The 22714-nt window shown below is 36.1% G+C and carries 23 protein-coding genes; 20 read left to right on the forward strand and 3 right to left on the reverse strand.

Annotation, left to right across the window (positions count from 1 at the left end; translation table 11 throughout):
- Positions 1-2: 2 nt before the first annotated feature.
- The 11 genes from AC5YGD_RS02100 (at position 3) to prmA (ending at position 11009) form a co-directional block, all read left to right on the forward strand.
- Positions 3-920: a glycosyltransferase gene (locus AC5YGD_RS02100; protein ID WP_496141913.1), complete on the forward strand. Its 918-nt coding sequence runs from the start codon at positions 3-5 to the stop codon at positions 918-920.
- Positions 917-1831, forward strand: a complete 915-nt coding sequence (locus tag AC5YGD_RS02105) for an NAD-dependent epimerase/dehydratase family protein (RefSeq protein ID WP_496141914.1) — start codon at positions 917-919, stop codon at positions 1829-1831. The genes AC5YGD_RS02100 and AC5YGD_RS02105 overlap by 4 nt, the downstream gene beginning before the upstream one ends.
- A gap of 113 nt (positions 1832-1944) precedes the next feature.
- The gene (locus AC5YGD_RS02110) at positions 1945-2958 is read left to right on the forward strand and encodes a glycosyltransferase (RefSeq protein WP_496141916.1); all 1014 of its coding nucleotides are present in this window, start codon (positions 1945-1947) and stop codon (positions 2956-2958) included.
- Positions 2955-3515 carry a sugar transferase gene (locus AC5YGD_RS02115; RefSeq protein ID WP_496141917.1) on the forward strand — a complete coding sequence of 187 codons (561 nt, stop codon included), beginning with the start codon at positions 2955-2957 and terminating at the stop codon, positions 3513-3515. Before AC5YGD_RS02110 ends, AC5YGD_RS02115 begins: the two co-directional genes overlap by 4 nt.
- Positions 3512-5386 carry a polysaccharide biosynthesis protein gene (locus tag AC5YGD_RS02120; RefSeq protein ID WP_496141919.1) on the forward strand — a complete coding sequence of 625 codons (1875 nt, stop codon included), beginning with the start codon at positions 3512-3514 and terminating at the stop codon, positions 5384-5386. The genes AC5YGD_RS02115 and AC5YGD_RS02120 overlap by 4 nt, the downstream gene beginning before the upstream one ends.
- Positions 5387-5437: 51 nt before the next feature.
- Positions 5438-6262: a PHP domain-containing protein gene (locus AC5YGD_RS02125; RefSeq protein WP_496142339.1), complete on the forward strand. Its 825-nt coding sequence runs from the start codon at positions 5438-5440 to the stop codon at positions 6260-6262.
- Complete coding sequence (locus AC5YGD_RS02130; RefSeq protein ID WP_496141920.1) at positions 6262-6876, forward strand: L-threonylcarbamoyladenylate synthase; 615 nt, start codon at positions 6262-6264, stop codon at positions 6874-6876. Before AC5YGD_RS02125 ends, AC5YGD_RS02130 begins: the two co-directional genes overlap by 1 nt.
- Before the next feature lie 41 nt (positions 6877-6917).
- The gene (locus AC5YGD_RS02135; protein WP_496141921.1) at positions 6918-7118 is read left to right on the forward strand and encodes an AbrB/MazE/SpoVT family DNA-binding domain-containing protein; all 201 of its coding nucleotides are present in this window, start codon (positions 6918-6920) and stop codon (positions 7116-7118) included.
- A gap of 8 nt (positions 7119-7126) precedes the next feature.
- On the forward strand, positions 7127-7441 hold the full coding sequence (locus AC5YGD_RS02140; protein ID WP_496141922.1) for a type II toxin-antitoxin system PemK/MazF family toxin: 315 nt from the start codon (positions 7127-7129) through the stop codon (positions 7439-7441).
- A gap of 48 nt (positions 7442-7489) precedes the next feature.
- Entirely contained in the window at positions 7490-10087 is a 2598-nt protein-coding gene (alaS, locus tag AC5YGD_RS02145) for an alanine--tRNA ligase (protein WP_496141923.1), read from the forward strand.
- Between the two features lie 43 nt (positions 10088-10130).
- The gene (gene prmA, locus AC5YGD_RS02150) at positions 10131-11009 is read left to right on the forward strand and encodes a 50S ribosomal protein L11 methyltransferase (protein ID WP_496141924.1); all 879 of its coding nucleotides are present in this window, start codon (positions 10131-10133) and stop codon (positions 11007-11009) included.
- A gap of 28 nt (positions 11010-11037) precedes the next feature.
- On the opposite strand, the gene thiS is transcribed toward prmA, so the two are convergent.
- Positions 11038-11238, reverse strand: a complete 201-nt coding sequence (gene thiS, locus AC5YGD_RS02155) for a sulfur carrier protein ThiS (RefSeq protein ID WP_271557052.1) — start codon at positions 11236-11238, stop codon at positions 11038-11040.
- Between the two features lie 122 nt (positions 11239-11360).
- Here thiS and carA point away from each other — a divergent pair, with 122 nt between their 5' ends.
- The 6 genes from carA (at position 11361) to AC5YGD_RS02185 (ending at position 18617) form a co-directional block, all read left to right on the forward strand.
- On the forward strand, positions 11361-12482 hold the full coding sequence (gene carA / locus AC5YGD_RS02160; RefSeq protein WP_496141926.1) for a glutamine-hydrolyzing carbamoyl-phosphate synthase small subunit: 1122 nt from the start codon (positions 11361-11363) through the stop codon (positions 12480-12482).
- A 25-nt stretch (positions 12483-12507) separates the two neighbouring features.
- On the forward strand, positions 12508-15717 hold the full coding sequence (gene carB, locus AC5YGD_RS02165; protein WP_496141927.1) for a carbamoyl-phosphate synthase large subunit: 3210 nt from the start codon (positions 12508-12510) through the stop codon (positions 15715-15717).
- 5 nt (positions 15718-15722) lie between these two features.
- Complete coding sequence (gene greA, locus AC5YGD_RS02170) at positions 15723-16199, forward strand: transcription elongation factor GreA (protein WP_271541555.1); 477 nt, start codon at positions 15723-15725, stop codon at positions 16197-16199.
- 114 nt (positions 16200-16313) lie between these two features.
- Complete coding sequence (locus AC5YGD_RS02175; protein WP_496141928.1) at positions 16314-17444, forward strand: aminotransferase class V-fold PLP-dependent enzyme; 1131 nt, start codon at positions 16314-16316, stop codon at positions 17442-17444.
- Positions 17444-17887 carry a GNAT family N-acetyltransferase gene (locus AC5YGD_RS02180; protein ID WP_496141930.1) on the forward strand — a complete coding sequence of 148 codons (444 nt, stop codon included), beginning with the start codon at positions 17444-17446 and terminating at the stop codon, positions 17885-17887. Before AC5YGD_RS02175 ends, AC5YGD_RS02180 begins: the two co-directional genes overlap by 1 nt.
- A 16-nt stretch (positions 17888-17903) precedes the next feature.
- On the forward strand, positions 17904-18617 hold the full coding sequence (locus AC5YGD_RS02185) for a GNAT family N-acetyltransferase (protein ID WP_496141931.1): 714 nt from the start codon (positions 17904-17906) through the stop codon (positions 18615-18617).
- Between the two features lie 16 nt (positions 18618-18633).
- Here AC5YGD_RS02185 and xerD read toward each other — a convergent pair whose 3' ends face one another.
- Both xerD and rplS read right to left on the reverse strand, forming a co-directional pair.
- Positions 18634-19515, reverse strand: a complete 882-nt coding sequence (xerD, locus tag AC5YGD_RS02190) for a site-specific tyrosine recombinase XerD (RefSeq protein WP_496141932.1) — start codon at positions 19513-19515, stop codon at positions 18634-18636.
- Between the two features lie 83 nt (positions 19516-19598).
- Positions 19599-19949 carry a 50S ribosomal protein L19 gene (rplS, locus tag AC5YGD_RS02195; RefSeq protein ID WP_271541566.1) on the reverse strand — a complete coding sequence of 117 codons (351 nt, stop codon included), beginning with the start codon at positions 19947-19949 and terminating at the stop codon, positions 19599-19601.
- A gap of 162 nt (positions 19950-20111) precedes the next feature.
- Between rplS and AC5YGD_RS02200 the strand changes: the two genes are divergently transcribed.
- From AC5YGD_RS02200 to AC5YGD_RS02210, 3 genes are read left to right on the forward strand one after another with little or no spacing between them, the layout of a single operon-like run.
- Positions 20112-21551, forward strand: coding sequence for a glutamate synthase small subunit (locus AC5YGD_RS02200; RefSeq protein WP_496141933.1), 1440 nt, complete (start codon positions 20112-20114; stop codon positions 21549-21551).
- A gap of 16 nt (positions 21552-21567) precedes the next feature.
- Entirely contained in the window at positions 21568-21891 is a 324-nt protein-coding gene (locus tag AC5YGD_RS02205; protein WP_271556437.1) for a TusE/DsrC/DsvC family sulfur relay protein, read from the forward strand.
- Between the two features lie 48 nt (positions 21892-21939).
- Positions 21940-22713: a respiratory nitrate reductase subunit gamma gene (locus tag AC5YGD_RS02210; RefSeq protein WP_496141934.1), complete on the forward strand. Its 774-nt coding sequence runs from the start codon at positions 21940-21942 to the stop codon at positions 22711-22713.
- Position 22714: the final 1 nt, after the last annotated feature.

The raw sequence follows: 22714 nt of genomic DNA on the forward strand, positions 1-22714 counted from the left end.
ATATGAGTAAGTCTATCGCGCCATTAGTAAGTATCGTAATGAATTGTTACAATGGTGAGAAATATTTGCGTGAAGCAATAGATTCTATCTATGCACAAACATATAAAGAGTGGGAAATTATATTTTGGGATAATGCTTCAACTGATGGAAGTGCCAACATTGCAAAATCTTATGATGAGCATATAAAATATTATATAGCCCCTACAAATACTCCGCTAGGAGAGGCTAGAAATTTTGCCCTTGAAAGGGCTAATGGAGAATATATAGTATTTTTAGATACTGATGATATTTATTTACCTAATAAATTAGAGCGCCAAGTTAATCTGATGCAAGATTCAGGCTTTGTAATGAGCTATGCAAGCTTTGCAATTATTGATGAGAGTGGAAAGGAAATTAAAAAAGGTATTGTTAAAAATATAAGTGGCAACGTTTTTCCAGGTTTGTTAAGGCATTACGAGATTAGCATGCCAACAGTAATGTTAAAAAAAGAGTTTCTTGTTAATAATCAGTTGTCTTTTAATACTAACATGTCATTTTGCCCTGATCATAATTTATTCATGATTATTGCATCCAAAGTGAATGTTGGAGTAATTACTGATGTTGTTGCAAAATACAGAGTAGTGGGTAATTCATTGTCTATAAAAACTATAGATATAGCTCCAAAAGAGTACCGTCTTACACTTGATAAAATATCAAAGGATAACCCCATAATGCGAAAGCGATTATCTATTGAATTTAATTGTGCATATAACAAAGCTAAATATTATGAGGTTGTAGCTGATATTTACCACAATAATAAGGAGCAGTCTCGTAATAAATTAAAAGCAATCTACCTTTTAAAAATAGAATATTTTTTACTGTATTTATTGTTATTGATGCCAATATCAAATAAGCTTATATTGAGGTTACTAGGAAGATGATAATTGCAATTACAGGTGGAAGTGGGTTTATTGGTAAACACCTTATGAAGCAATATATTGATCAGGGTGATCAAGTTCGATTATTATCAAGAAAGCCCCCATTAAGGGAATCAAGTGCGCAGTATTTTTTTGGAGATTTATCTAATCCAAACGTAGATCTATCTAGTTTTTTGGATAATGTTGATATTCTCTATCATTGTGCTGGTGAGATCAATAATGAATCTTTAATGCAAGAATTGCATGTTAAAGGAACTCAAAGGTTGGTTTATGCTGCACAAGGGAAAATTGGTAGATGGGTCCAATTAAGCAGTATTGGAGCATATGGTGCATGTCGAGATGGCATAATAACCGAAAACTCAAAAGAGCAGTCTCTTAAAATTTATGAACAGACTAAAATTGAATCCGATAAGATTGTAAAAAATAGCGGCATCCCTTATTCAATTCTTCGACCTTCTAATGTTTTTGGTACCGATATGCCTAACCAGTCTCTAAGGGCTTTGTTGCGAAGTGTGCATAGTAGTTTATTTTTTTTTATAGGCAAAGAAAATGAATCTTTAATGAATTATGTTCATGTTAGTGATGTTACTAATGCATTAGTATGCTGTGGCTCTAATGACAAAGCTTTGGGAGAGGTGTTTAACTTATCTCAGACAACTACAGTAGAAAAAATGGTTGCTTCTTTTATATCCGAAATAGAGGCTGATAAAAAAATATTAAGACTACCAGAGTCTATTGTTAGAGTACTTGTGAGTATTTTTTGGCGAATCCCTAAGTTCCCATTATCACCTTCTAGGATTGATGCGCTAACTTCTAGATGTGTTTACAATTCTACCAAAGTACAAAAAATACTAAGGTTTAAATATTCAATGACTTTAGAAGAGGGGTTTTTATTATTCGCCAAGCAAAAATAGCTCTTATTGTTACAACACCAATGGTTGCGAGAGTATTTCTTGCGCACCAAGTTAATTCATTGGTTGGATTATATGACGTTACTATTATTACCAATTTGAAAGATAATAACTCTATGTTGAGCAATATATCTAATAAAGTTAAACTTATCAACCTTCCTGTAGAAAGAAATATAAACTTATTTTCAGATTTAAGAGCTTTGCTTAAATTAATCTCAATATTTTATAAAAATAAATTTTCTTTAGTTCATTCGGTGTCTCCTAAAGCCGGGTTATTGACGTCAATAGCTGCATGGATTGTTCGTGTGCCAAGTCGCTTTCATACATTTACAGGTCAAGTATGGTTGACTAAAAAAGGAGTGAATCGTTGTTTTTTAAAATTTTTAGATAAAATTATTGTTGCGCTTAATACTGACATCTTAGTAGATAGTTTTTCCCAGCAAGATTTTTTGATAAAAGAGCATGTCCTGTCCAAAGGCAGTTCTGTTGTTTTTGGAAGAGGCTCCATTTCTGGAGTAGATGTGGATCAGTTTCAGCCTTCAAAAATATATAGAAATCTAATTCGTAAGCAATTAAAGATCAAAGATGATTGCGTAATATTTTTATTTTTGGGTAGACTTAAAAAGGAAAAAGGAGTGTTTGAGCTTGTTGAGGCATTTAAAAATGTTAGTGAAAAGCATGATAATTGTGTGCTTCTAGTAGTTGGTCCAGATGAGGAGGGGTTAAAGCAGGAATTAACTTTATTTTTAGAGACATGCAATAGATTGGTAAGGTTTGTTGATTTTACTAAAACACCAGAAAAGTATATGGCTGCTTCTGATATTTTTGTAATGCCAAGTTATAGAGAGGGTTTTGGCAGTGTAATAATCGAAGCGGGTTCATGTGGAGTACCATCTATTGGCTCAAATATTTATGGATTAATTGATGCTATTGAAGAAGGTGAGACAGGGTTATTAGTTCCAGTAAAATCCAGTAAACTACTAGAAATAGCAATGTTGAAATTACTTAATCATGATAAATTACGCAAAGAAATGGGATTAAAAGCTAGAAGTCGTGCAACATCTTATTTTGCACAAGAGAGCATAACATTAAAAATTTTACAATTTTATAAAAGGTCAATTAGTGAATGAAAAGATTTTTTGATATTTTGCTAGCTTTGTTGTTGTTAATAATTTTTTTGGTCCCAATGATTATTATAAGTATTTTGGTGAAAGTATCATCTAAAGGGGATGTTTTATTTTGGTCCAGTAGAATTGGAAAAGATAATGTAATTTACCAAATGCCTAAATTTAGGTCTATGAAGCTTGGTACACCAGATCTTGCAACTCATCTATTAAAAGATCCGGATTCGTATTTATCGTTAATTGGAGGTTTTTTACGTAATACAAGTTTAGATGAACTTCCACAGTTATTTTCAATTTTAAAAGGTGGTATGAGTTTTGTAGGACCACGTCCTGCACTTTATAATCAAGATGACTTAATCACTCTGCGAAGCAATAAGGGCGTGGATAAATTATTGCCTGGTATTACAGGCTGGGCCCAGATTAATGGTAGAGATGATTTATCAATCGCTGAAAAAGTTGCACTGGATGTGGAATATATGAATCGTCAATCATTTTTTTTTGATATAAAAATTTTATCGATGACATTTTTAAAAGTGATTCAAAGGGATGGAGTTTCACATTGATTAATTATTTGCTGTCTTTATCAAGAATCAATAAACAGCTGATTATTTTAGTTGTGGATTATGTTTTGCTTGTGTTGATGTTGTTAGGCTCATTTTCAATTCGTTTGGATTATTGGTATTTTCCAACCAATGCTCAATTCCTAGTTGTATTTGGCTTACCAATTATTGCATTACCTATCTTTGCCTTTTTTGGCATGTACCGTGCAATTATTCGTTATATTGAGATCAAAGCTTTATTGATTATTATTAGGGGAGTATCGTTTTATGCATTATTGTGGGGTCTTTTTTGTATTATGATGGAAATTAAAGGAATTCCTCGCTCAGTAATACTAATTAATTGGATGTTATCAATATTAGCGATTGGCGGGGTTAGGTTTTTTGCGCGGAGCTTACTTAGTATAAAAAATCATAATAATAGAAAGCAAATATTAGTTTATGGAGCAGGGGAAGCTGGAATTCAGTTGATATCAGCACTGACTCAATCTAAAGATTACAATATAGTCGGAATAGTGGATGATAGAATTGAATTACAAGGTCGTAATGTCAATGGAATAAAGGTTTATCCAGGGAGCGAGGTTAAAGCTTTAATTTACAGCTTTAAACTAGATGAAGTATTAATTGCAATGCCATCAGCTTCTCGTAAGAGACGTCTTGCTATTATTGAAAAATTGGAGCCTTTTCCAGTGCGTGTTCGTATCTTGCCAGATTTGGCAAATCTGACAAGTAATGAAGTAAATATTTCTGACTTACGTGAAGTGAATATTAAGGATTTACTTGAAAGAGAGTCAGTAATAGCTAATAAAGACTTATTGGGGAAAAATATTACCAATAAAGTTGTATTGGTTACTGGTGCTGGAGGCTCGATTGGTTCAGAGCTTTGTAAGCAAATAATTTTTCTAAAACCTAAAGCGTTGATTTTGTATGAAAGAAATGAGTTAGCTCTTTACAACATTGAGAAAAATCTGTCTAGTATTGGTATAGATTCTATAAATATTTATCCAATTCTAGGAAGTGTTATTAGCAAAAATCGACTTGCTAGTGTATTTAATTGTTTTGCTGTTGATACTATTTATCATACGGCTGCTTATAAGCATGTTCCAATGGTAGAGTTTAATGTTAGTGAAGGTGTAGAAAATAATATATTTGGCACTTTAAATTGTGCGCAAGTTGCAATTGATTGTGGTGTAAAAACCTTTGTTCTGATATCAACGGATAAAGCAGTTCGCCCAACAAATACTATGGGTGCAACTAAGCGCAGTGCAGAGTTAGTATTACAAGCCTTGTCTTGTATGCAAGGTGAAACAACGTTTAGTATAGTTCGTTTTGGTAATGTGCTTGGCTCTAGTGGATCTGTTATTCCGCTCTTTAAACAACAGATAAAAGAAGGTGGACCAATAACTGTAACAGATAAAGATATTATTCGTTATTTTATGACTATACCTGAAGCAGTAGAGTTGGTAATTCAGGCGGGTGCTATGGGTAAAGGTGGCGATGTATTTGTGTTAAATATGGGAAAGCCAGTAAGTATTAAAGATTTAGCTCATAAGATGATTCGGTTAAGTGGGCTAAAGGTAAAAGATGAGTTTCATCCTAATGGAGATATTGAAATTATATATACGGGTTTACGACCTGGTGAGAAGCTTTATGAAGAGCTCCTTATAGGTGATAAAGTTAGTACAACAGAAAATCCACTTATTATGAGCGCACAAGAAGAAATGATAGATTGGGATGAGTTAAAGCCAGTTTTAGATGCAATGATTAATGTGATTGAAAGCTGTGAACAAGAGAAATTACGTAAACTTTTAATTCAAATAGTACCAGGCTTCCAACCTCAAAGTGAAATTAGTGATATTTTGCATAATAACCATTAACTAATTTAATGATTGAGTGGTGAATTGAAAAACCTAGAGAATAAAAATGTTATGAAGGCTGATCTTCATAGTCATTCGTATTATTCAGATGGTTTACTCTCTCCTACTGAGGTAATCAACCTTGCAAAAGAAGCTGAGTGTGATTTATTTTCATTAACAGATCATGATACTACTGATGGAATTGCAGAAGCTCAATTAGAGGCGGATTCATTAAGCTTAAATCTTGTTAATGGTGTTGAAATATCAGCACTTTGGCAAAATATGGCCATTCATGTTTTAGGGCTCGGAATAGACATTAATAATGATATCTTACAAACTGGCTTAGAGCATAATCAAAAATTACGAAAAGAAAGAGCAGAAAAAATAGCTCTTAGCCTTTGGCGTTCTGGAATTAAAGATGCACTAGAAAAAACGCAATGCTTTAGTAAAACGGATATGTTAACTCGAACGCATTTTGCACAGATGTTAATTAGTGAGGGTTATTGCAAAGACATGAAGGCAGTATTTAGGGGCTATTTAACGGGTAAAAAACCTGGAGGAGTTGGCGTTGAGTGGAAAAGTATTAATGAGGTTGTTCATTGGATTCATGCTGCTGGTGGCAAAGCCCTTATTGCTCATCCCTTAAGGTATAGAATGACAAATACTAAGATTAAAAAGTTGTTAATTGATTTCAAAGGGGGACTGGGCGATGGTCTAGAAGTTGTTACTGGTACAAGTACTGAAGAAGAGGTTAAATTGAGTAATCAATGGGCAAAAGACTATAATTTGCTAGCATCTTGTGGATCTGACTTTCATGGATGGCCAAATCAAAGAGTTCGGATAGGACATGTAAAAGATTTACCGGACCCTGAAAAGGCTATTTGGAGACACATCTAATGTCAGCTGTTATTAGTATTCACTCTGAAAATCCTCAGTCACGATTCATTAAGCAGGTTATTGATGTTTTAGAAGGGGGAGGCGTTATAGCTTATCCAACAGATTCAGGTTACGCCTTGGGCTGCACCCTTGGAAATAAAAATGCTATGGATCAAATTGTTAATATTCGAAAGTTGAGTAAGCACCACCACTTTACTTTGATGCTAAAAGACTTGTCTCACGTTGGCGAATTTGCAAAATTAAATAATGCAGGTTATAGACTATTAAAAAAAATATTACCAGGCGCTTATACGTTTATTTTGGAAGGATCAAAAGATATTCCTAATCGTTTACTCAATGGAAAAAGTAAAACTATTGGCATCCGAGTAGCAAACAACCCTATAGTTCAGGCAATACTCGAAAATTTAACGGAGCCTATGATGAGTGTTTCATTAATAATTAAGGGCTATGAGTTTTATAATTGTAATGATGTTAAGGTTGCGCTTAATGGCTCGACCGATCTTATAATTGATGCAGGCCATTGCCCGCCAGAGCCTTCTACTGTAATTGACTTGACAGGTGATGGAATTGTAATTTTAAGAGAAGGCGCCGGCACTACTGATTTTTTAAATTAATTTAACTTGTTTTTGTAATGTAATTACAATATAATTACATTATGCCAAAAATAATTAAAATAGGCAACTCACAGGGAATAAGGATTCCTAAGCCAATAATTGCGTTAGCTAATCTTGAAAACATAGAGTTAGATTTTGTTGTTTTGGACAGTGGGTTACTTATTACTCCTGATAAGAAAGCACGTGTAGGGTGGAAAAATAACATTAAACAAGATCAGTTAACTGCCACTTGGGAGTGGTGAAAAAACCAATGAAACGTTTTGATGTTTGGCTAGTCATGAAAAATCCTGAACATGGCAGAGTGGTAGATAATCTCGGCTTATGCGCCATTGTCACTCCTGATGAATTAAAAGACTTACCAAGCCTTATTATTGCCCCAATGACGACTTCGAGTGAAGAGCTTCCAAGTAGAGTTGAATGCCAATTTGAAGGCTCAAAAGGGTATATCATGGTTGACCAGATTAGATCTGTAGAAAAATTTTGCTTCATCAAGAAATTAGGCAAGCTTGAATTAGGTGTTCAGGTAAATCTATGTGACTGTCTTCAAGAGTTTTTTGCCCTCTAATTGACCCATGAGTATAATAATATTTATTTTTAATAAATCAATTTTGAAATGAAAACTGATGAAATAAGACAGAAATTTTTAAGCTACTTTGAGAGTCATGGCCATTCAATTCAGCAGAGCGCTTCGTTGGTGCCGCATAACGATAACACTTTGTTATTTGTTAATGCTGGGATGGTGCCCTTTAAAGACATTTTTACTGGTGCGACAAAAAGCTCATTCAATCGCGCGGTATCATCTCAAAGGTGCGTTAGGGCAGGTGGAAAGCACAATGATTTAGATAATGTTGGCTATACAGCTCGCCACCACACATTTTTTGAAATGCTTGGTAATTTTAGCTTTGGTGACTATTTCAAAAGTGAGGCGATTCGCTTTGCCTGGGACTTTTTAACAGTAGAACTTGGACTCCCAAAAGATAAGCTTTGGGTTAGCGTCTTTGAGGATGATGATGAGGCAGCTGATATCTGGGTCAACGAGATAGGCTTCCCTATAGAGAGAATTTCACGCTGCGGTGCTAAAGATAATTTTTGGCAGATGGGCGATACAGGTCCATGCGGTCCATGCAGTGAAATTTTTTATGACCATGGTGAGCATATACAGGGCGGCCCCCCAGGCACAACTGAGGAAGATGGTGACAGATTTATTGAGATTTGGAATTTGGTCTTTATGCAGTTTAATCGCCAGCAAGACGGAGAATTGGTGCCCCTGAAGTCAACAGGAGTTGATACAGGAATGGGTCTTGAAAGACTAGCTGCTGTTTTGCAACACGAAAATAATAACTATGATATTGATATTTTTAAAGAGCTAACAAGCGTGATTGTAAATCTTATACCCAAGGCTCAAAAAATCCAAGCTAGCCATGCATCCGTTAGAGTAATAGCTGATCATATCCGCTCTACTGCATTTATGATTGTTGATGGCATCATTCCTTCTAACGAAGGCAGAGGCTACGTACTTCGAAGAATAATTCGAAGGGCGATAAGGCATGGTCATAAATTAGGAATTGAAGAAATATTTTTTTACAAACTCGCTTCATTCTTAGCAAGTCAAAATAAGAATGCCTATCCAGAATTGAGTGCTAATCAATCTCATGTTGAAAAAGTTCTCAAAAAGGAAGAAGACAGATTTATACAGACTTTAGACACGGGCATGGGAATTCTTGAGACCGCAATCGAGGGAATTTCTGGAAAAGAAATAAGTGGAATCATGGCCTTCAAACTTTACGACACGTATGGCTTCCCAGTTGACTTAACGGCAGACGTAGCAAGAGAGCGAGGCCTTACTGTCGATATGGACGGCTTTGAGACTGAAATGACACTCCAGAAAGAGCGTGCCCGTAAAGCGGGTGATTTTGACTCTAAAAAATCCACTATAACCATCGAAAATTCAACTGAGTTTTTAGGTTATGAGCAATTCAAAAATAGCGCAATTATTAGTGCTATTATTAAAGACAATAAATCTGTAGATTCTCTTAAGGAAGGTGAACAGGCCATTGTAGTTATCGATAAAAGTAGCTTCTATGGCGAATCGGGAGGTCAAAGTGGTGACCATGGAACTTTGTCAAAAAATGGTGCACAGTTTAAAGTTACTGATACTCAAAAGCAGGCTTCAAATGCATTTGAACATCATGGTATCCAAGCAAAAGGCGCGCTCCAAGTTGGGGACAAGGTTGAAGCATCAATTGATCAAGATAGACGCAAAAAAATCATGAATAATCACTCAGCAACTCACCTTTTACATGAAGCTTTAAGGCAAGTCCTTGGTGATCAAGTAAACCAAAAAGGCTCTCTGGTTGAATCTGAAAAACTACGATTTGATTTCTCACATGATGAGGTCGTATCAAGAGCTAATTTAGACAAAGTTGAGGTGATAGTTAATCAGCAAATTTTAGGCAACACACAAGTGATAACTGAAGAGACTGATATCAAGACCGCTAAGAAGAAAGGCGCAATGGCTCTCTTTGGTGAAAAATATGGGGATATGGTTAGAGTTCTTTCAATGGGAGATGATAATTTTTCTGTTGAGCTTTGTGGGGGTACCCATGTTCAAAGGCTAGGAGCTATTGGTAGGTTTAAAGTTATTTCTGAGAGCGGCATTGCTGCAGGAGTTAGAAGAATAGAGGCAGTTACAGGGATTGACGCTTATCAGCTTGATAAAAAAAATGAAAATACTCTTAGTATGATTGCAAGTCTTACAAAATCAAGTAATTCAATGGCTTTAGATAAAGTAAAGCAGTTAATTAGTAATCAAAAAAACCTTGAGAAGCAGATAGCAGTTTTTCAGAAACAATTAGCAAGTGATCAAGGTGACTCACTTTTATCCAAAGCTACAGAAGTTAGAGGTGTTAAGATTTTAGCGACTGAAGTGAAAGGCGTTCCTGCAAAAGATTTAAGAGATTTGGCAGATAAACTAAAAGATAAGCTTGGCTCAGCTATAGTTGTATTGGCAGTTGTTTCTGACAAAAAAGTGTCTCTTGTTGCAGCGGTTACAAAGAACCTGATGGATAAATACCAAGCGGGTAATATTTTGAACCATGTTGCTACTCAGGTTGGCGGTAAAGGTGGGGGCCGAGCGGATATGGCTCAAGGCGGGGGCACAGAGCCTGAAAAATTGCCAATGGCATTAAGTTCAATTAAAGATTTACTCTAAGCGGATTAATTAAGCCAAACATAATGCTAGATATAATTTTTTTATGATTTGGAAACAAATATCTTTTGAAGTTAAAAAATCTGAAACAGATCTTGTTTCAGAGGTTTTGATGGGTTTGGGAAGTGTATCAATAACCTACTCTGATGCTCTTGATGATGCAATTTATGAGCCTCCAGTTGGGCAAACGCCTTTGTGGGATAACGTTAAAGTAAATGCTTTATTTTCTTCAGAGGTAAATCAAAAATCTATTGAAACTTCAATTTCAGACATCTGTAATATTGTTGTTATAGATACTGTAACGCTTAAAGATAGAGTTTGGGAAGAGGAGTGCCAAAAAGATTTTCCTTCAATGCGCTTTGGTAAAAGACTTTGGGTTTGCCCTTCATGGGATACTGAATCTATCCTTTCAAATGACTCCATTGTAATTCATATGGATCCAGGGCTGGCTTTTGGAACTGGAACACATCAAACAACCAGTCTATGCCTCGAATACTTAGATTCAAATCCACCAAAAAATCTTCATGTTATTGATTTTGGTTGCGGTACTGGAATATTGGCAATAGCAGCTGCAAAGTTCGGTGCTAAAAGTGTTATCGCTATTGATAACGACCCTCAAGCAGTACTTTCAAGCAAAGAAAATGTAGCTAAAAATAAGTGTGAAAATACAATTACAACAATTCATTCAATAAACCAGGGGAGTGATAGGAAATGTGATTTATTAATAGCTAATATTTTGGCCAATCCATTGGTTGAGTTGGAGTCATTATTTTCAGATTTAGTTCATACTAATGGAATGCTTCTACTATCTGGAATTTTAAAAGAACAAGTTGATAGGGTGGTTAAATGCTATTCAATCAATTTTTCTAATATTGAAGTTGCCAATAAGGGTGAATGGTTTAGAATTTATGGAAAAAGAAAATAAAAACCATCGTTAAATTTATCACGTCTGCCTAGCCACCACCAACTGCATTAATCACTTCAACCTTGTCTAGGTCTTTAAGTAGAAAAGAAGAATGATTAGATTTTGGAATAATTGATTCATTGATTTCGATTGCAATTCGCTGATTTTGATAACCTAGATGAACAATTAGATCTTCAATATTTGAATCTTCAGGGAGTGATATTTTTTCACCGTTTACTAAAATTTCCACAAATGCATTAAGTTGTTATAGGCAAGCTAATTATAACATTGGATTACAAAATTCAGGATAAGTTAAGCTTAAACACATGGTAAAATTTGCGAAGTTTTTTGACCCCTATTAGGAGTAAAGTTTTGCCTCAAACTGCCATATTAGCTCTAGAAGATGGTACTGTTTTCTGGGGAGAATCTATTGGATCTATTGGCGAAACAGTTGGCGAGGTGGTCTTTAATACTGCAATGACGGGGTATCAAGAAATACTAACTGACCCATCTTACAATCAGCAAATCGTTGCACTCACTTATCCTCATATCGGCAATACTGGAATAAATATAGTTGATGAAGAATCATCAAGCGTTTATGCCTCTGGATTAATTATTAGAAACTTACCACTTGCTTATAGCAACTGGCGCTCTGAGATGAGTCTTGATAACTACCTATCGAGTAATAATATAGTTGCAATTTCAAACATTGATACAAGGGCATTGACTCGCCACCTAAGAACACATGGCGCCCTTAAAGGCTGCATAATGGCCTCTAATAAAATAGATTCGAATAAGGCCATTCAAAAAGCAAAAGATTTTTCGGGGCTTAAAAATATGGATTTGGCCAAAGTAGTATCCACTCCTAAAACTTACTCCTTTAATCAAGGATCTTTCAACATAAAAAATTCTACTTTTAACAAGACACTTCCAAAGTTTAAAGTTGCAGTCTATGACTATGGAGTCAAGAAAAATATTTTAAGAATGTTGGTTGATAGAGGTTGTGAGCTTACAGTCTTTAATGCAAAGGCTCCTCTTGACGACTTACTAGCAATAAATCCTGATGGTGTTTTTCTTTCAAATGGTCCTGGAGATCCTGAGCCATGCGATTATGCGATTACAAGTATTAAACAATTATTAGAAAAAAATATTCCAATTTTTGGAATATGCCTTGGTCACCAACTCTTATCAATTGCGTCTGGCGCTAAAACAGAGAAAATGAAATTCGGTCATCATGGCGCAAACCACCCAGTCCAAGACCTTAAATCAAAAAAAGTGATGATCACCTCCCAAAACCATGGCTTTGCGGTTTCAGAAAAGGGCATTCCAGATAATATTGAAGTAAGTCATAGATCATTGTTTGATAAAAGCATTCAAGGCATAAGGGTAAAGAATAAACCTGCCTATAGCTTTCAAGGTCATCCCGAAGCATCACCTGGGCCCCATGACGTAAGTTACCTGTTCGATGAATTTATAGGACTCATGGCAAAATGAAATTAAATCTTACATTTGAATAAACATGCCAAAAAGACACGACATTAAAAGTATTTTAATTATTGGAGCAGGGCCAATTGTTATTGGTCAAGCCTGTGAGTTTGACTACTCTGGCGCACAAGCATGTAAGGCTCTTCGAGAAGAGGGATATCGAGTAATTTTGGTAAATTCAAATCCTGCAACCATTATGACTGATCCTAAAATGGCTGACGCGACTTATATTGAGCCAATCGAGTGGAGGACAGTTGAAAAAATTATTGAAAAAGAAAAGCCTGATGCCTTGCTACCAACTATGGGTGGCCAGACAGCACTTAATTGCGCCCTAGATCTGGATCGTCATGGCGTATTAGAAAAGCATAATGTTGAGATGATTGGTGCAAATAAAGAGGCCATTGATAAGGCAGAAGATAGAGAATTATTTCGCCAAGCCATGTTAAAAATTGGCCTTGATATGCCAAAGGCAGCCATTGCGCATACTATTGATGAGGCGCTTAAAGTTCAAGAGCAAGTTGGCTATCCAACCATTATTAGGCCGTCATTTACAATGGGCGGCTCTGGTGGCGGAATTGCTTATAATAAAGAGCAATTTATAGAAATATGTCAGCGAGGACTTGATTTATCACCCACTAATGAACTCTTAATTGAAGAATCAATCTTAGGTTGGAAAGAGTTTGAAATGGAGGTTGTTAGAGATAGTAAGGATAACTGTATTATCATTTGCGCTATTGAAAATTTTGACCCAATGGGAATCCATACAGGTGACTCAATCACAGTTGCTCCAGCTCAAACTTTGACTGATAAAGAATACCAAGTAATGAGAAACGCTTCACTTATGGTTCTTAGGGAAATTGGAGTTGACACAGGAGGCTCTAATGTTCAGTTTGCTGTAAATCCTGAGAATGGAAGGTTAACAATTATTGAGATGAACCCAAGAGTTTCAAGGTCATCAGCGCTTGCATCAAAGGCAACTGGATTTCCTATTGCAAAAGTAGCTGCTAAACTAGCAATTGGGTACACGCTTGATGAACTGGATAATGATATTACAGGCGGTAAAACACCTGCATCATTTGAGCCATCTATTGATTATGTTGTTACAAAAATCCCAAGATTTGCTTTTGAAAAATTTCCTCAAGCCGATGACCGACTTACAACTCAAATGAAGTCTGTAGGCGAGGTGATGGCAATGGGCTCAACTTTTCAGGAGTCTTTTCAAAAAGCCATAAGAGGTCTTGAGACAGACAAATCAGGTTTAGACCCAATTGTAGATATTAATGCTGAAGATGCTAAGGGAAAAATTAGGAGCGAGCTTTTATCTGCTGGAGCAGATAGAATATTTTATTTAGCTGATGCATTCAGGATGGGTATGAGCTTAAAAGATGCATTTGATCTTTCTAAAATTGACCCTTGGTTTTTATCCCAAGTAGAAGATCTTGTCCTATCAGAAAAAAAAATCGAAGGCTCTGATTTAGGCAAACTTAGCTCTGAAACAATATATAAATTAAAGCAAAAAGGTTTTTCGGATAAACGATTATCGGAGCTTCTAAATTGCACTGAAGAAGTTTTTAGAGATAAAAGATTATCTTTAGATATCAAGCCAGTTTTTAAGAGAGTGGATAGTTGTGCTGCAGAGTTTGATACACAAACGGCTTATCTATATTCCACCTATCAGTCTGAGTGTGAGGCAAAGCCAACAAATAATAAAAAGATTATCATTTTAGGTGGTGGTCCAAATAGAATTGGACAAGGCATAGAGTTCGATTATTGCTGCGTTCATGCCTCCCTAGCCCTTCAAAAAGATGGATTTGAAACTATTATGGTTAACTGTAATCCTGAAACTGTATCTACGGATTATGATGTTTCGGATCGGTTATATTTCGAGCCACTAACACTTGAAGACGTTTTGGCAGTAATTGACGTTGAAAAGCCTGAAGGTATTATTGTTCATTATGGTGGACAAACGCCGCTCAAGCTTGCTGCAGCTCTGGAAAAAAGTGGGGCAAAAATTATAGGAACGAGCCCAGACTCGATTGATCTGGCTGAAGATAGAGAACGCTTTCAAAAAATGATTCAAAATCTTAATCTTAAGCAGCCTGTAAATGGCACTGCTCGATCACAAGAAGAGGCGGTTAAGATTGCAGATTCTATTGGATTTCCTCTGGTTGTAAGGCCTTCATACGTTCTAGGTGGCCGCGCAATGGAGATTGTGTATAACAAGGAAAATTTAGAGCGTTATATGAAAACTGCGGTTCAGGTTTCTAACGACTCTCCAGTATTGTTAGATTCATTTTTAGATCATGCAATTGAGGTCGATATTGACGTAATAAGTGACGGCAAAGATATTGTTATTGGCGGAATTATGGAGCATATTGAGCAGGCGGGAATTCATTCTGGAGACTCTGCATGCTCATTACCGCCGCATTCACTTCCTGGAGACGTTCTTGATGAGATGAGAAGGCAAGTTAAGCTAATGGCTAAGGAGCTTAATGTAGTTGGTTTAATGAATACTCAGCTTGCATATCAAGATGGTGAGATTTACGTAATTGAAGTAAACCCAAGAGCTTCTAGAACTGTTCCATTCGTCTCTAAAGCAACTGGCGCTCCAATTGCAAATATTGCGGCGCGCGTAATGGCTGGAATATCCTTGGAAGAGCAAAACTTTACATTAGAGATCATTCCTAAGCATTACTCAGTTAAAGAATCAGTTTTTCCATTCAATAAATTTCTAGGAGTTGATCCATTTTTAGGTCCAGAAATGAGATCAACTGGTGAAGTCATGGGAGTTGGTCCTGATTTTCCTTCAGCATTTGATAAGGCTCTCCTTGCTGCGGGCGATATAATTCCTAATAGTGGCAAAGTGTTAGTAAGTCTTCGAACTTTAGATAGGGACAGGCTTGTGGAGTTAGGCCAAAGACTCACTAGTCATGGCTTTGAAATTGTTGCAACACGCACGAACCAAGAAATTCTCAAACAAGCTGGCCTTGAATGTACAATGGTTAATAAAGTTTCAGAGGGTTCGCCGCACATTGTTGATGCGATTAAAAATGATGAAATCAGTTTAATTATTAATTCAACTGAAGATACTCAGGGCCAAGAAGATGCTACAGCGATTCGGTGCCAAGCATTAATTCATAAGGTTCCATGCACAACAACTGTTGCAGCTGCATTTGCTATGCTTGATGGACTAATGAGTCCTGATAAGCTAGTTGTTAGATCTTTACAATCTATACACAAATAATTTTTATGGATACAATACCTATAACCGTTAGTGGGGCAAAAGCTCTTGAAGTTGAGTTATTAAGACTTAAAGATGAAGAGCGTCCAAGAATAGTAAGTGACATTGCTACGGCCAGAGAGCATGGTGATTTAAAAGAGAATGCTGAATATCACGCTGCTAAAGAAGAGCAAGGCTTCATTGAGGGAAGAATTCAAGATATTGGGTCTAAGTTATCTCGATTACAAGTCATTGATGTTAGGCAGCTTAACCAGGATGGCCGATGTGTATTTGGAACCACAGTTAAGCTTTTGAATCTTTCTGATGATACTGAAACTACTTATCAAATTGTTGGAGAAGATGAGGCTGATATTGAGCTTGGTAAAATTTCTTGTCATTCACCAATAGCTAATGCTCTATTGGGAAATGAAGAAGGCGATGAGGTCACTGTTAAGGCTCCTAAAGGTGACATTCTTTATGAAATTCTTGAAGTTCTTTATATATAGTTTAATTCATCTTTTAGCTCTCTAGTTATTTCAGTTTTTTCCTCATATTTTTTTTTCAATTCTGTGTAGAATTGTTGTATTCTTTTATTTAATTACAATTAATGGAGTTATAAAATGCCAGGTTTATTACCAAATATTGATCCTGATGGACTCTTAGAATACTCAGTAGTCTATACGGATAGATCGCTTAATCACATGTCTAATTCATTCCAAAGCGTAATGAATGAGGTTTCTGCATCACTAAAGAAGGTCTACAGCGCTGAAGCAGTTGTTTTAGTTCCTGGCGGAGGCACCTATGCAATGGAAGCTGTAGCTCGACAATTTGCAACTGATAAAAGTTGTTTAGTTTTGAGAAACGGATGGTTTAGCTATCGCTGGTCACAGATTCTTGAAATGGGCGATATTCCTTCTGAGCAAGTAGTCTTAAAAGCTAGCAAAATCAGTGATGGATCTCAAGCTCCATTTGCTCCTGTAGATGTTAATGAAGTTGTAAATCAAATTAAAAGTCAAAAACCAGCTATGGTTTTTGCGCCTCATGTAGAAACATCAGCCGGAATTATTCTTCCTGATGACTATATTCAAACTGTTGCAGAAGCGGTTCACTCAGTTGGTGGAATGTTTGTTCTAGACTGCATTGCTTCAGGCGCTATATGGATCGATATGGAGAAACTTGGAGTTGATATTTTAGTGAGTGCCCCTCAAAAAGGTTGGAGTGCATCGCCATCATTTGGAATGGTAATGCTTTCATCAAATGCCTCTAAAAAGATACATGAGACACAAAGTACAAGCTACTCATGTGACCTTCTTAAGTGGCTTCAGATTATGCAGGCCTATGAAAATGGTGGGCATGCATATCATGCGACAATGCCTACAGATGCAATTAAGCACTTTCGAGATACCATTAATGAAACTGCTGAATTTGGTTTTGATAATGCGCGTCAAAAACAACAAGAGCTTGGAGATAGAGTAAGAGGGCTAGTAAGTAAATATAATTTTATTAGCGTTGCAGCTGATGGCTTTCTTGCTCCAGGAGTTGTTGTGAGTTATACCTCTGATAAAGAAATACACAATGGTGCAAAATTTAAAGATATGGGCATGCAAATTGCAGCTGGCGTTCCTCTAAAGTGTGATGAAGGAGATGATTATCAAACATTCAGACTTGGTTTGTTTGGACTAGATAAACTTAAAGATGTTGATGCTGCTGTGGTCAGGCTTGAGGTTGCCTTTAAACAATTAATGGCATAATGAGAGTAGAGAGTCTAAAAATAAATGATAAAAAGCAATGGTGCGAACTTTATCAAGGTTATGCTGACTTTTATAAAATGCCAATGAATGATGATATTCTTGATACAGTCTGGTCATGGATATTTGATGAAGAAAATAAGTTTTATGCTATTGGCGCTAGATCTTCCCAGGGAAATTTAGTTGGTTTTATGCATTTTAGAGAAATGCCATCTCCATTAAGAGGCTCATTAATTGGTTTTTTAGATGACTTATATGTTCATCCAGATCACAGGGGGTCTGGCGTAGTTCAGTCTTTATTTAAAGAACTTAAATCACTTGCTGAAAAGAAAGATTGGCCGTATGTTAGGTGGATTACTGCAAGTGATAATCATAGAGCGCGAGCAGTTTATGATAAGATTTCAGGAACAATCGATTTTGTAACTTATCAAATGCAGTCAAAATAGTTTCAAGGACTTATTTATGAAATTTGGTGAAATTGTAAATAATTTTTCAGAGCCTCCACATCCAAGAGGCATCTCAATTGAAGGAAAATTGGTTAGTTTAAAGCCTTTGGTTGCAGACAAGTTTTCTAAAGAGCTTTTTTTGTCTAATGCATTAGATAAGGAGAATATTAACTGGGCTTATCTTCCCTATGGACCCTTCAAAGCTGAGCCTGAATATCATAAATGGATAGAATCATTTGAAAAAAAAGACGATCCTGTCTTTTTTGCAATTATAAGTAAAAAACTCAATAAAGCGATTGGTATTGCAAGTTATTTAAGAATTAATCCAGCTGATGGTTTAATTGAAGTGGGTCATATAAACTATTCCCCACTTCTTCAAAGAACGACTGAAGCAACTGAAGCAATGTTTTTAATGATGAAGTGGGCATTTGATAATGGCTATAGAAGATATGAGTGGAAGTGTAATGCTCTTAATCTAAGATCACGTAACTCAGCTCAAAGACTCGGTTTTTCATATGAAGGCGTTTTTAGGCAAATGGCTATCGTAAAGGGTCAAAATCGTGATACGGCTTGGTTTGCACTTATAGATAAGGATTGGGAAAAAGTTGAAGATTGCTTTAAGAAGTTCCTATCCAGTAGCAATTTTGATAAAGAAGGGCGGCCAATAGTCTCACTTTCAGCTTTAACAAAGCCCCTGCTATACAAGTTAGACAATCTTGATTGCTCGTAAACTTTAGTCTGGTGTTTTATCCTCTTGGGTGATGCTTTTGATGCTGCGCCTTAAGCTGTGCATTTTGAATATGTGTATAGAGTTGAGTGCTTGAAATATCGCTATGTCCAAGCATCAATTGAACAGAGCGAAGGTCAGCACCTTTTTGAACAAGGTGAGTGGCAAAGGCATGCCTTAGAGAGTGAGGTGAGAGTGGCTTATCTATTCCTGCTTTTGATGCATAATCTTTAATAATATAGAAGAAATTTTGTCGAGACATTGCCTTGCCTCTATTTGATAAAAAGTAGCTATCGCTCTGACCATTTTTTAATAGTGCTGGCCTTGAATTGAGCTCATATTTTGTTAAATAATCAATTGCAATTTCGCCCATTGGCAGTAATCTTTCTTTATTTCCTTTCCCATGAATGCGTATAAATTCATCTTTTAGATTAATGTTATGATAACTTAAATTAATTAGCTCAGAGACGCGGAGCCCGCAAGAGTATAGCAATTCAAGCATTGCTCGATCCCTCTGACCAAATAATGATTTACTATTTGGCGCCTCTAGCAAGCGTTCAACTTCTTGAACATTTAAAAATATAGGTAATTTTTTTTCTAATTTTGGATAATCTAATTGTTCAGTTGGGTCAACTGCTAAGTTCTTTTTATCAGATAAAAATTGATAGAAAGAATGAAGACAAGTTAGCATTCTAGACTGGGTTGAGGCACTTATATTTGAATCTTTTCTATATGAAAAATAATCTTGTATCTGTTTCTTGTCAACATCTATAAGCGAATTATTATTAAGCCACTTACTAAAAATTTTAAGATCAGAGCGATACGCACTTAAGGTATTTTTACTGGCGCCAGTTGTTAGCCAGTAGAAATCAATAAATTGGTCTATCAGATCACTATTCATTGAGGATTATTCTACGTGAGTATTTTGTAAATGGGGCAAAAAAAATGCCAGTAAAACTGGCATTTAGAACTTAAATAAAATGATTATTTCTTTTTAAGTTTTTCTTTAATACGGGCAGCTTTACCTGTAAGTCCTCTAAGATAATACAATTTTGCTTGGCGAACTTTACCACTTCGTTTAACTGTTACGCTATCAATCATAGTGGAATGAGTTTGAAAGACTCTTTCAACTCCTTCACCATGAGATATTTTCCGTACAGTAAACGCAGAGCTTATACCACGGTTTTTTATTGCAATAACAACACCTTCAAAGGCCTGTAATCTCTCACGAGTTCCTTCTCGGACCTTTACCTGAACTACTACAGTATCTCCTGAAGAAAATTCAGGAATGTCTGATCTTAGTTGCTCACTTTCGATTTGATCAATTAAATTCACGTTTCTACCTTTTAAGGGTTTCTGAAAAAGCCGTAATTATACATATTTTTTCTATCCTACACAAGAAGCTAAGGGGTATTAAATAGATATTAATCATATTATTTTTTAAATGCTTTAACCATAATATGAGATAATGAAAATAATATTTTTAAAAAACAAATAATGGGCAAAGTAACGGGATTTTTAGAGCTAGATAGGCAAGTTGAATCCTATCGTGAGGTAGAAATTCGTATAAAGGATTTTGGTGAGATATTTGCTGATACCCATAATTTAGATCAGCTTAAAGAGCAAGGGGCTCGTTGTATGGATTGCGGAGTTCCATTCTGCCAGTCTTCAAGTGGATGCCCAATAGATAATTTGATTCCTGAATGGAATGACCTTGTTTACAATAATGAATGGGAAGAGGCATTACAGCGATTAGAAAAGACAAATAACTTTCCAGAGTTTACAGGAAGAGTTTGTCCTGCTCCCTGTGAGGGTTCATGTGTTCTTGGATTAAATAATCCAGCGGTTACAATCAAAAATATTGAGTTAGCTATAGTTGACAAAGGATTTGAAGAGGGGTGGATAAAGCCTAGACCAGTTAATTCTCGAATTGAAAAAAAAGTGGCTCTAGTAGGTTCTGGGCCAGCAGGCTTAGCAGCTGCAGATGAGCTTAATCAAATAGGTTACTCTGTAACTGTTTATGAGCGAAGTGACCGAATTGGCGGCCTTCTAATGTATGGCATTCCTAATATGAAGCTAGGCAAAGATGTTGTTGATCGCCGCGTAGATTTATTAAGACAAGAGGGCGTTGAGTTTATTACTAATACTGATATTGGTAAAGATATTTCAACGAAAGATTTGAAAAAATCATTTGATGCTGTTGTTTTTACAACTGGCGCAACAAAGGCAAGAGACTTGCCAGCTGAAAATCGAAATGCTATTGGGATTTATCCTGCTATGGAGTACTTGACTTCCAATACTAAAAGTCTTTTGGATAATGGCTATGCAGACAACAGTGAGCTCTCTGCTAAAGGCAAAAATGTAATTGTAATTGGTGGCGGCGATACAGGAACTGACTGCATAGGCACCTCTCTTCGCCAGGGTGCTAAGTCTATAACCAATTTTGAATTAATGAGTCAGCCCCCAGAGGTTCGCTCTGAAACTAATCCTTGGCCAGAGTGGCCAGTAATTTTTCGTGTTGATTATGGTCATGAAGAGTCTAACAAAGTTTTTGGTAAAGATCCAAGGCAATATCAACTACTCACAAAGTCTTTCATTAAAGATAAGGATGGACATGTGAGTGGAATTAAAACAGTTAATGTTGAACTTGTAGATGGTAAATTAAATGAAATAGATGGAACTGAAAAAACCTGGGATGCTGAGCTGGTTCTTCTGTCAATGGGCTTTCTTTCTCCCGAGCACTATCTAAGTGATGATGCAAATATTGATATTGATGAACGTGGAAATTATAAAGCTGAGCATGGTGAGTATACTACTTCCCAAAAAGGAATCTTCTCTGCTGGAGACTGCCGAAGAGGTCAGTCACTAGTGGTTTGGGCAATCAATGAAGGCCGTGGCGTTGCAAATAGTGTAAATAATTTTCTATTAAACTCTTAAAGGATTGAGAAATACTATGGCTGAAATACTAGGCGCGGAAGTAGATGAAGAGGGCTACTTATTAAATGTTTCAGATTGGAGTGTTGAGATTGCAAATGCGATGTCTGATGAGGATGGTATAAATCTCTCCACTGAGCATTGGGAAGTTATTAATTTTCTTCAGGCGTATTATAAAGAATATGAGTTTGCCCCTGCAGTAAGAGTTCTTACAAAGGCAATAGCTAAGAAACTGGGTAATGATAAAGGAAATTCTCGTTACCTCTACTCGCTTTTTCCATATGGTCCTGCGAAGCAGGGATGTCGATTCGCTGGCCTCCCTAAACCAACAGGCTGTGTTTAGCATGAAAAATTAATCTTGACTTTCATTTTGAGATAAAAAATAAGTCATATGTCATCAATCAGCATTTTTTTTACACTCTTTTTCTACTTTTCTGTATTAATCTTTATTACAGGACTTTCTTATAAGATTGTTCAATATTGGAATACCCCTGCACCGCTTAAAATACCTATTGCGCCTGCTCCATTAACAAAATCTGGAGTATTTTTAAGACTTATTAAAGAAGTTTTTTTATTTGCAACTCTTTTTAAATCAAGTAAGTGGACTTGGCTTTTTGGTTGGAGTTTTCATCTTGCTCTAGTCCTTCTTTTTTTTCGTCATTTGGTTTATTTTTGGCCTGGTGAAATTCCATTAATATTGCTTAAAACTGAACCATTAAAATACGCTGCTTATCCTCTTATTTTTGGTTTACTTGGATTACTAGGTAGAAGGATTTTTGTGGATAGGATTAGATATATTTCAGCACCATCAGATTATCTTATGTTGCTATTAATAATTTTTATTGGTGCAAGTGGAATGATAATGACCTTTGCAAATAATCATCCAAACATGCTCCTTGTGAAAAATTTTGCAGAAGGTTTAATTACTTTTAAGTGGTCTGAATTGCCATCAGAAGCGATTTTCTTAGCTCATATTGCTCCAGTCTTCTTTCTTATAGCTATTTTCCCAATATCAAAATTATTACATGGCCCAGGTATATTTTTTGCCCCAACGCTTAATCAAGTAGATGATGCACGTAAAAAGAGGCATATCTCCCATTGGGCTATGCAAAAAGAAAAAAATACCAAAATTGATCTCGAGCACACTAAGGATAAAGGGAGCTAAT

This window comes from Candidatus Pseudothioglobus sp. uisw_070, from assembly GCF_059512545.2.

Coding starts and splice junctions, on each gene's coding strand:
- AC5YGD_RS02185 (WP_496141931.1), top strand. CDS start 17,904: ATGAAATTTGGTGAAATTGTAAATAATTTTTCAGAGCCTCCACATCCA.
- AC5YGD_RS02135 (WP_496141921.1), top strand. CDS start 6,918: ATGCCAAAAATAATTAAAATAGGCAACTCACAGGGAATAAGGATTCCT.
- AC5YGD_RS02110 (WP_496141916.1), top strand. CDS start 1,945: ATGTTGAGCAATATATCTAATAAAGTTAAACTTATCAACCTTCCTGTA.
- alaS (WP_496141923.1), top strand. CDS start 7,490: ATGAAAACTGATGAAATAAGACAGAAATTTTTAAGCTACTTTGAGAGT.
- AC5YGD_RS02105 (WP_496141914.1), top strand. CDS start 917: ATGATAATTGCAATTACAGGTGGAAGTGGGTTTATTGGTAAACACCTT.
- AC5YGD_RS02140 (WP_496141922.1), top strand. CDS start 7,127: ATGAAACGTTTTGATGTTTGGCTAGTCATGAAAAATCCTGAACATGGC.
- AC5YGD_RS02205 (WP_271556437.1), top strand. CDS start 21,568: ATGGCTGAAATACTAGGCGCGGAAGTAGATGAAGAGGGCTACTTATTA.
- AC5YGD_RS02175 (WP_496141928.1), top strand. CDS start 16,314: ATGCCAGGTTTATTACCAAATATTGATCCTGATGGACTCTTAGAATAC.
- AC5YGD_RS02125 (WP_496142339.1), top strand. CDS start 5,438: ATGAAGGCTGATCTTCATAGTCATTCGTATTATTCAGATGGTTTACTC.
- AC5YGD_RS02180 (WP_496141930.1), top strand. CDS start 17,444: ATGAGAGTAGAGAGTCTAAAAATAAATGATAAAAAGCAATGGTGCGAA.
- AC5YGD_RS02100 (WP_496141913.1), top strand. CDS start 3: ATGAGTAAGTCTATCGCGCCATTAGTAAGTATCGTAATGAATTGTTAC.
- carB (WP_496141927.1), top strand. CDS start 12,508: ATGCCAAAAAGACACGACATTAAAAGTATTTTAATTATTGGAGCAGGG.
- AC5YGD_RS02130 (WP_496141920.1), top strand. CDS start 6,262: ATGTCAGCTGTTATTAGTATTCACTCTGAAAATCCTCAGTCACGATTC.
- AC5YGD_RS02115 (WP_496141917.1), top strand. CDS start 2,955: ATGAAAAGATTTTTTGATATTTTGCTAGCTTTGTTGTTGTTAATAATT.
- greA (WP_271541555.1), top strand. CDS start 15,723: ATGGATACAATACCTATAACCGTTAGTGGGGCAAAAGCTCTTGAAGTT.
- prmA (WP_496141924.1), top strand. CDS start 10,131: ATGATTTGGAAACAAATATCTTTTGAAGTTAAAAAATCTGAAACAGAT.
- xerD (WP_496141932.1), bottom strand. CDS start 19,515: ATGAATAGTGATCTGATAGACCAATTTATTGATTTCTACTGGCTAACA.
- AC5YGD_RS02200 (WP_496141933.1), top strand. CDS start 20,112: ATGGGCAAAGTAACGGGATTTTTAGAGCTAGATAGGCAAGTTGAATCC.
- AC5YGD_RS02210 (WP_496141934.1), top strand. CDS start 21,940: ATGTCATCAATCAGCATTTTTTTTACACTCTTTTTCTACTTTTCTGTA.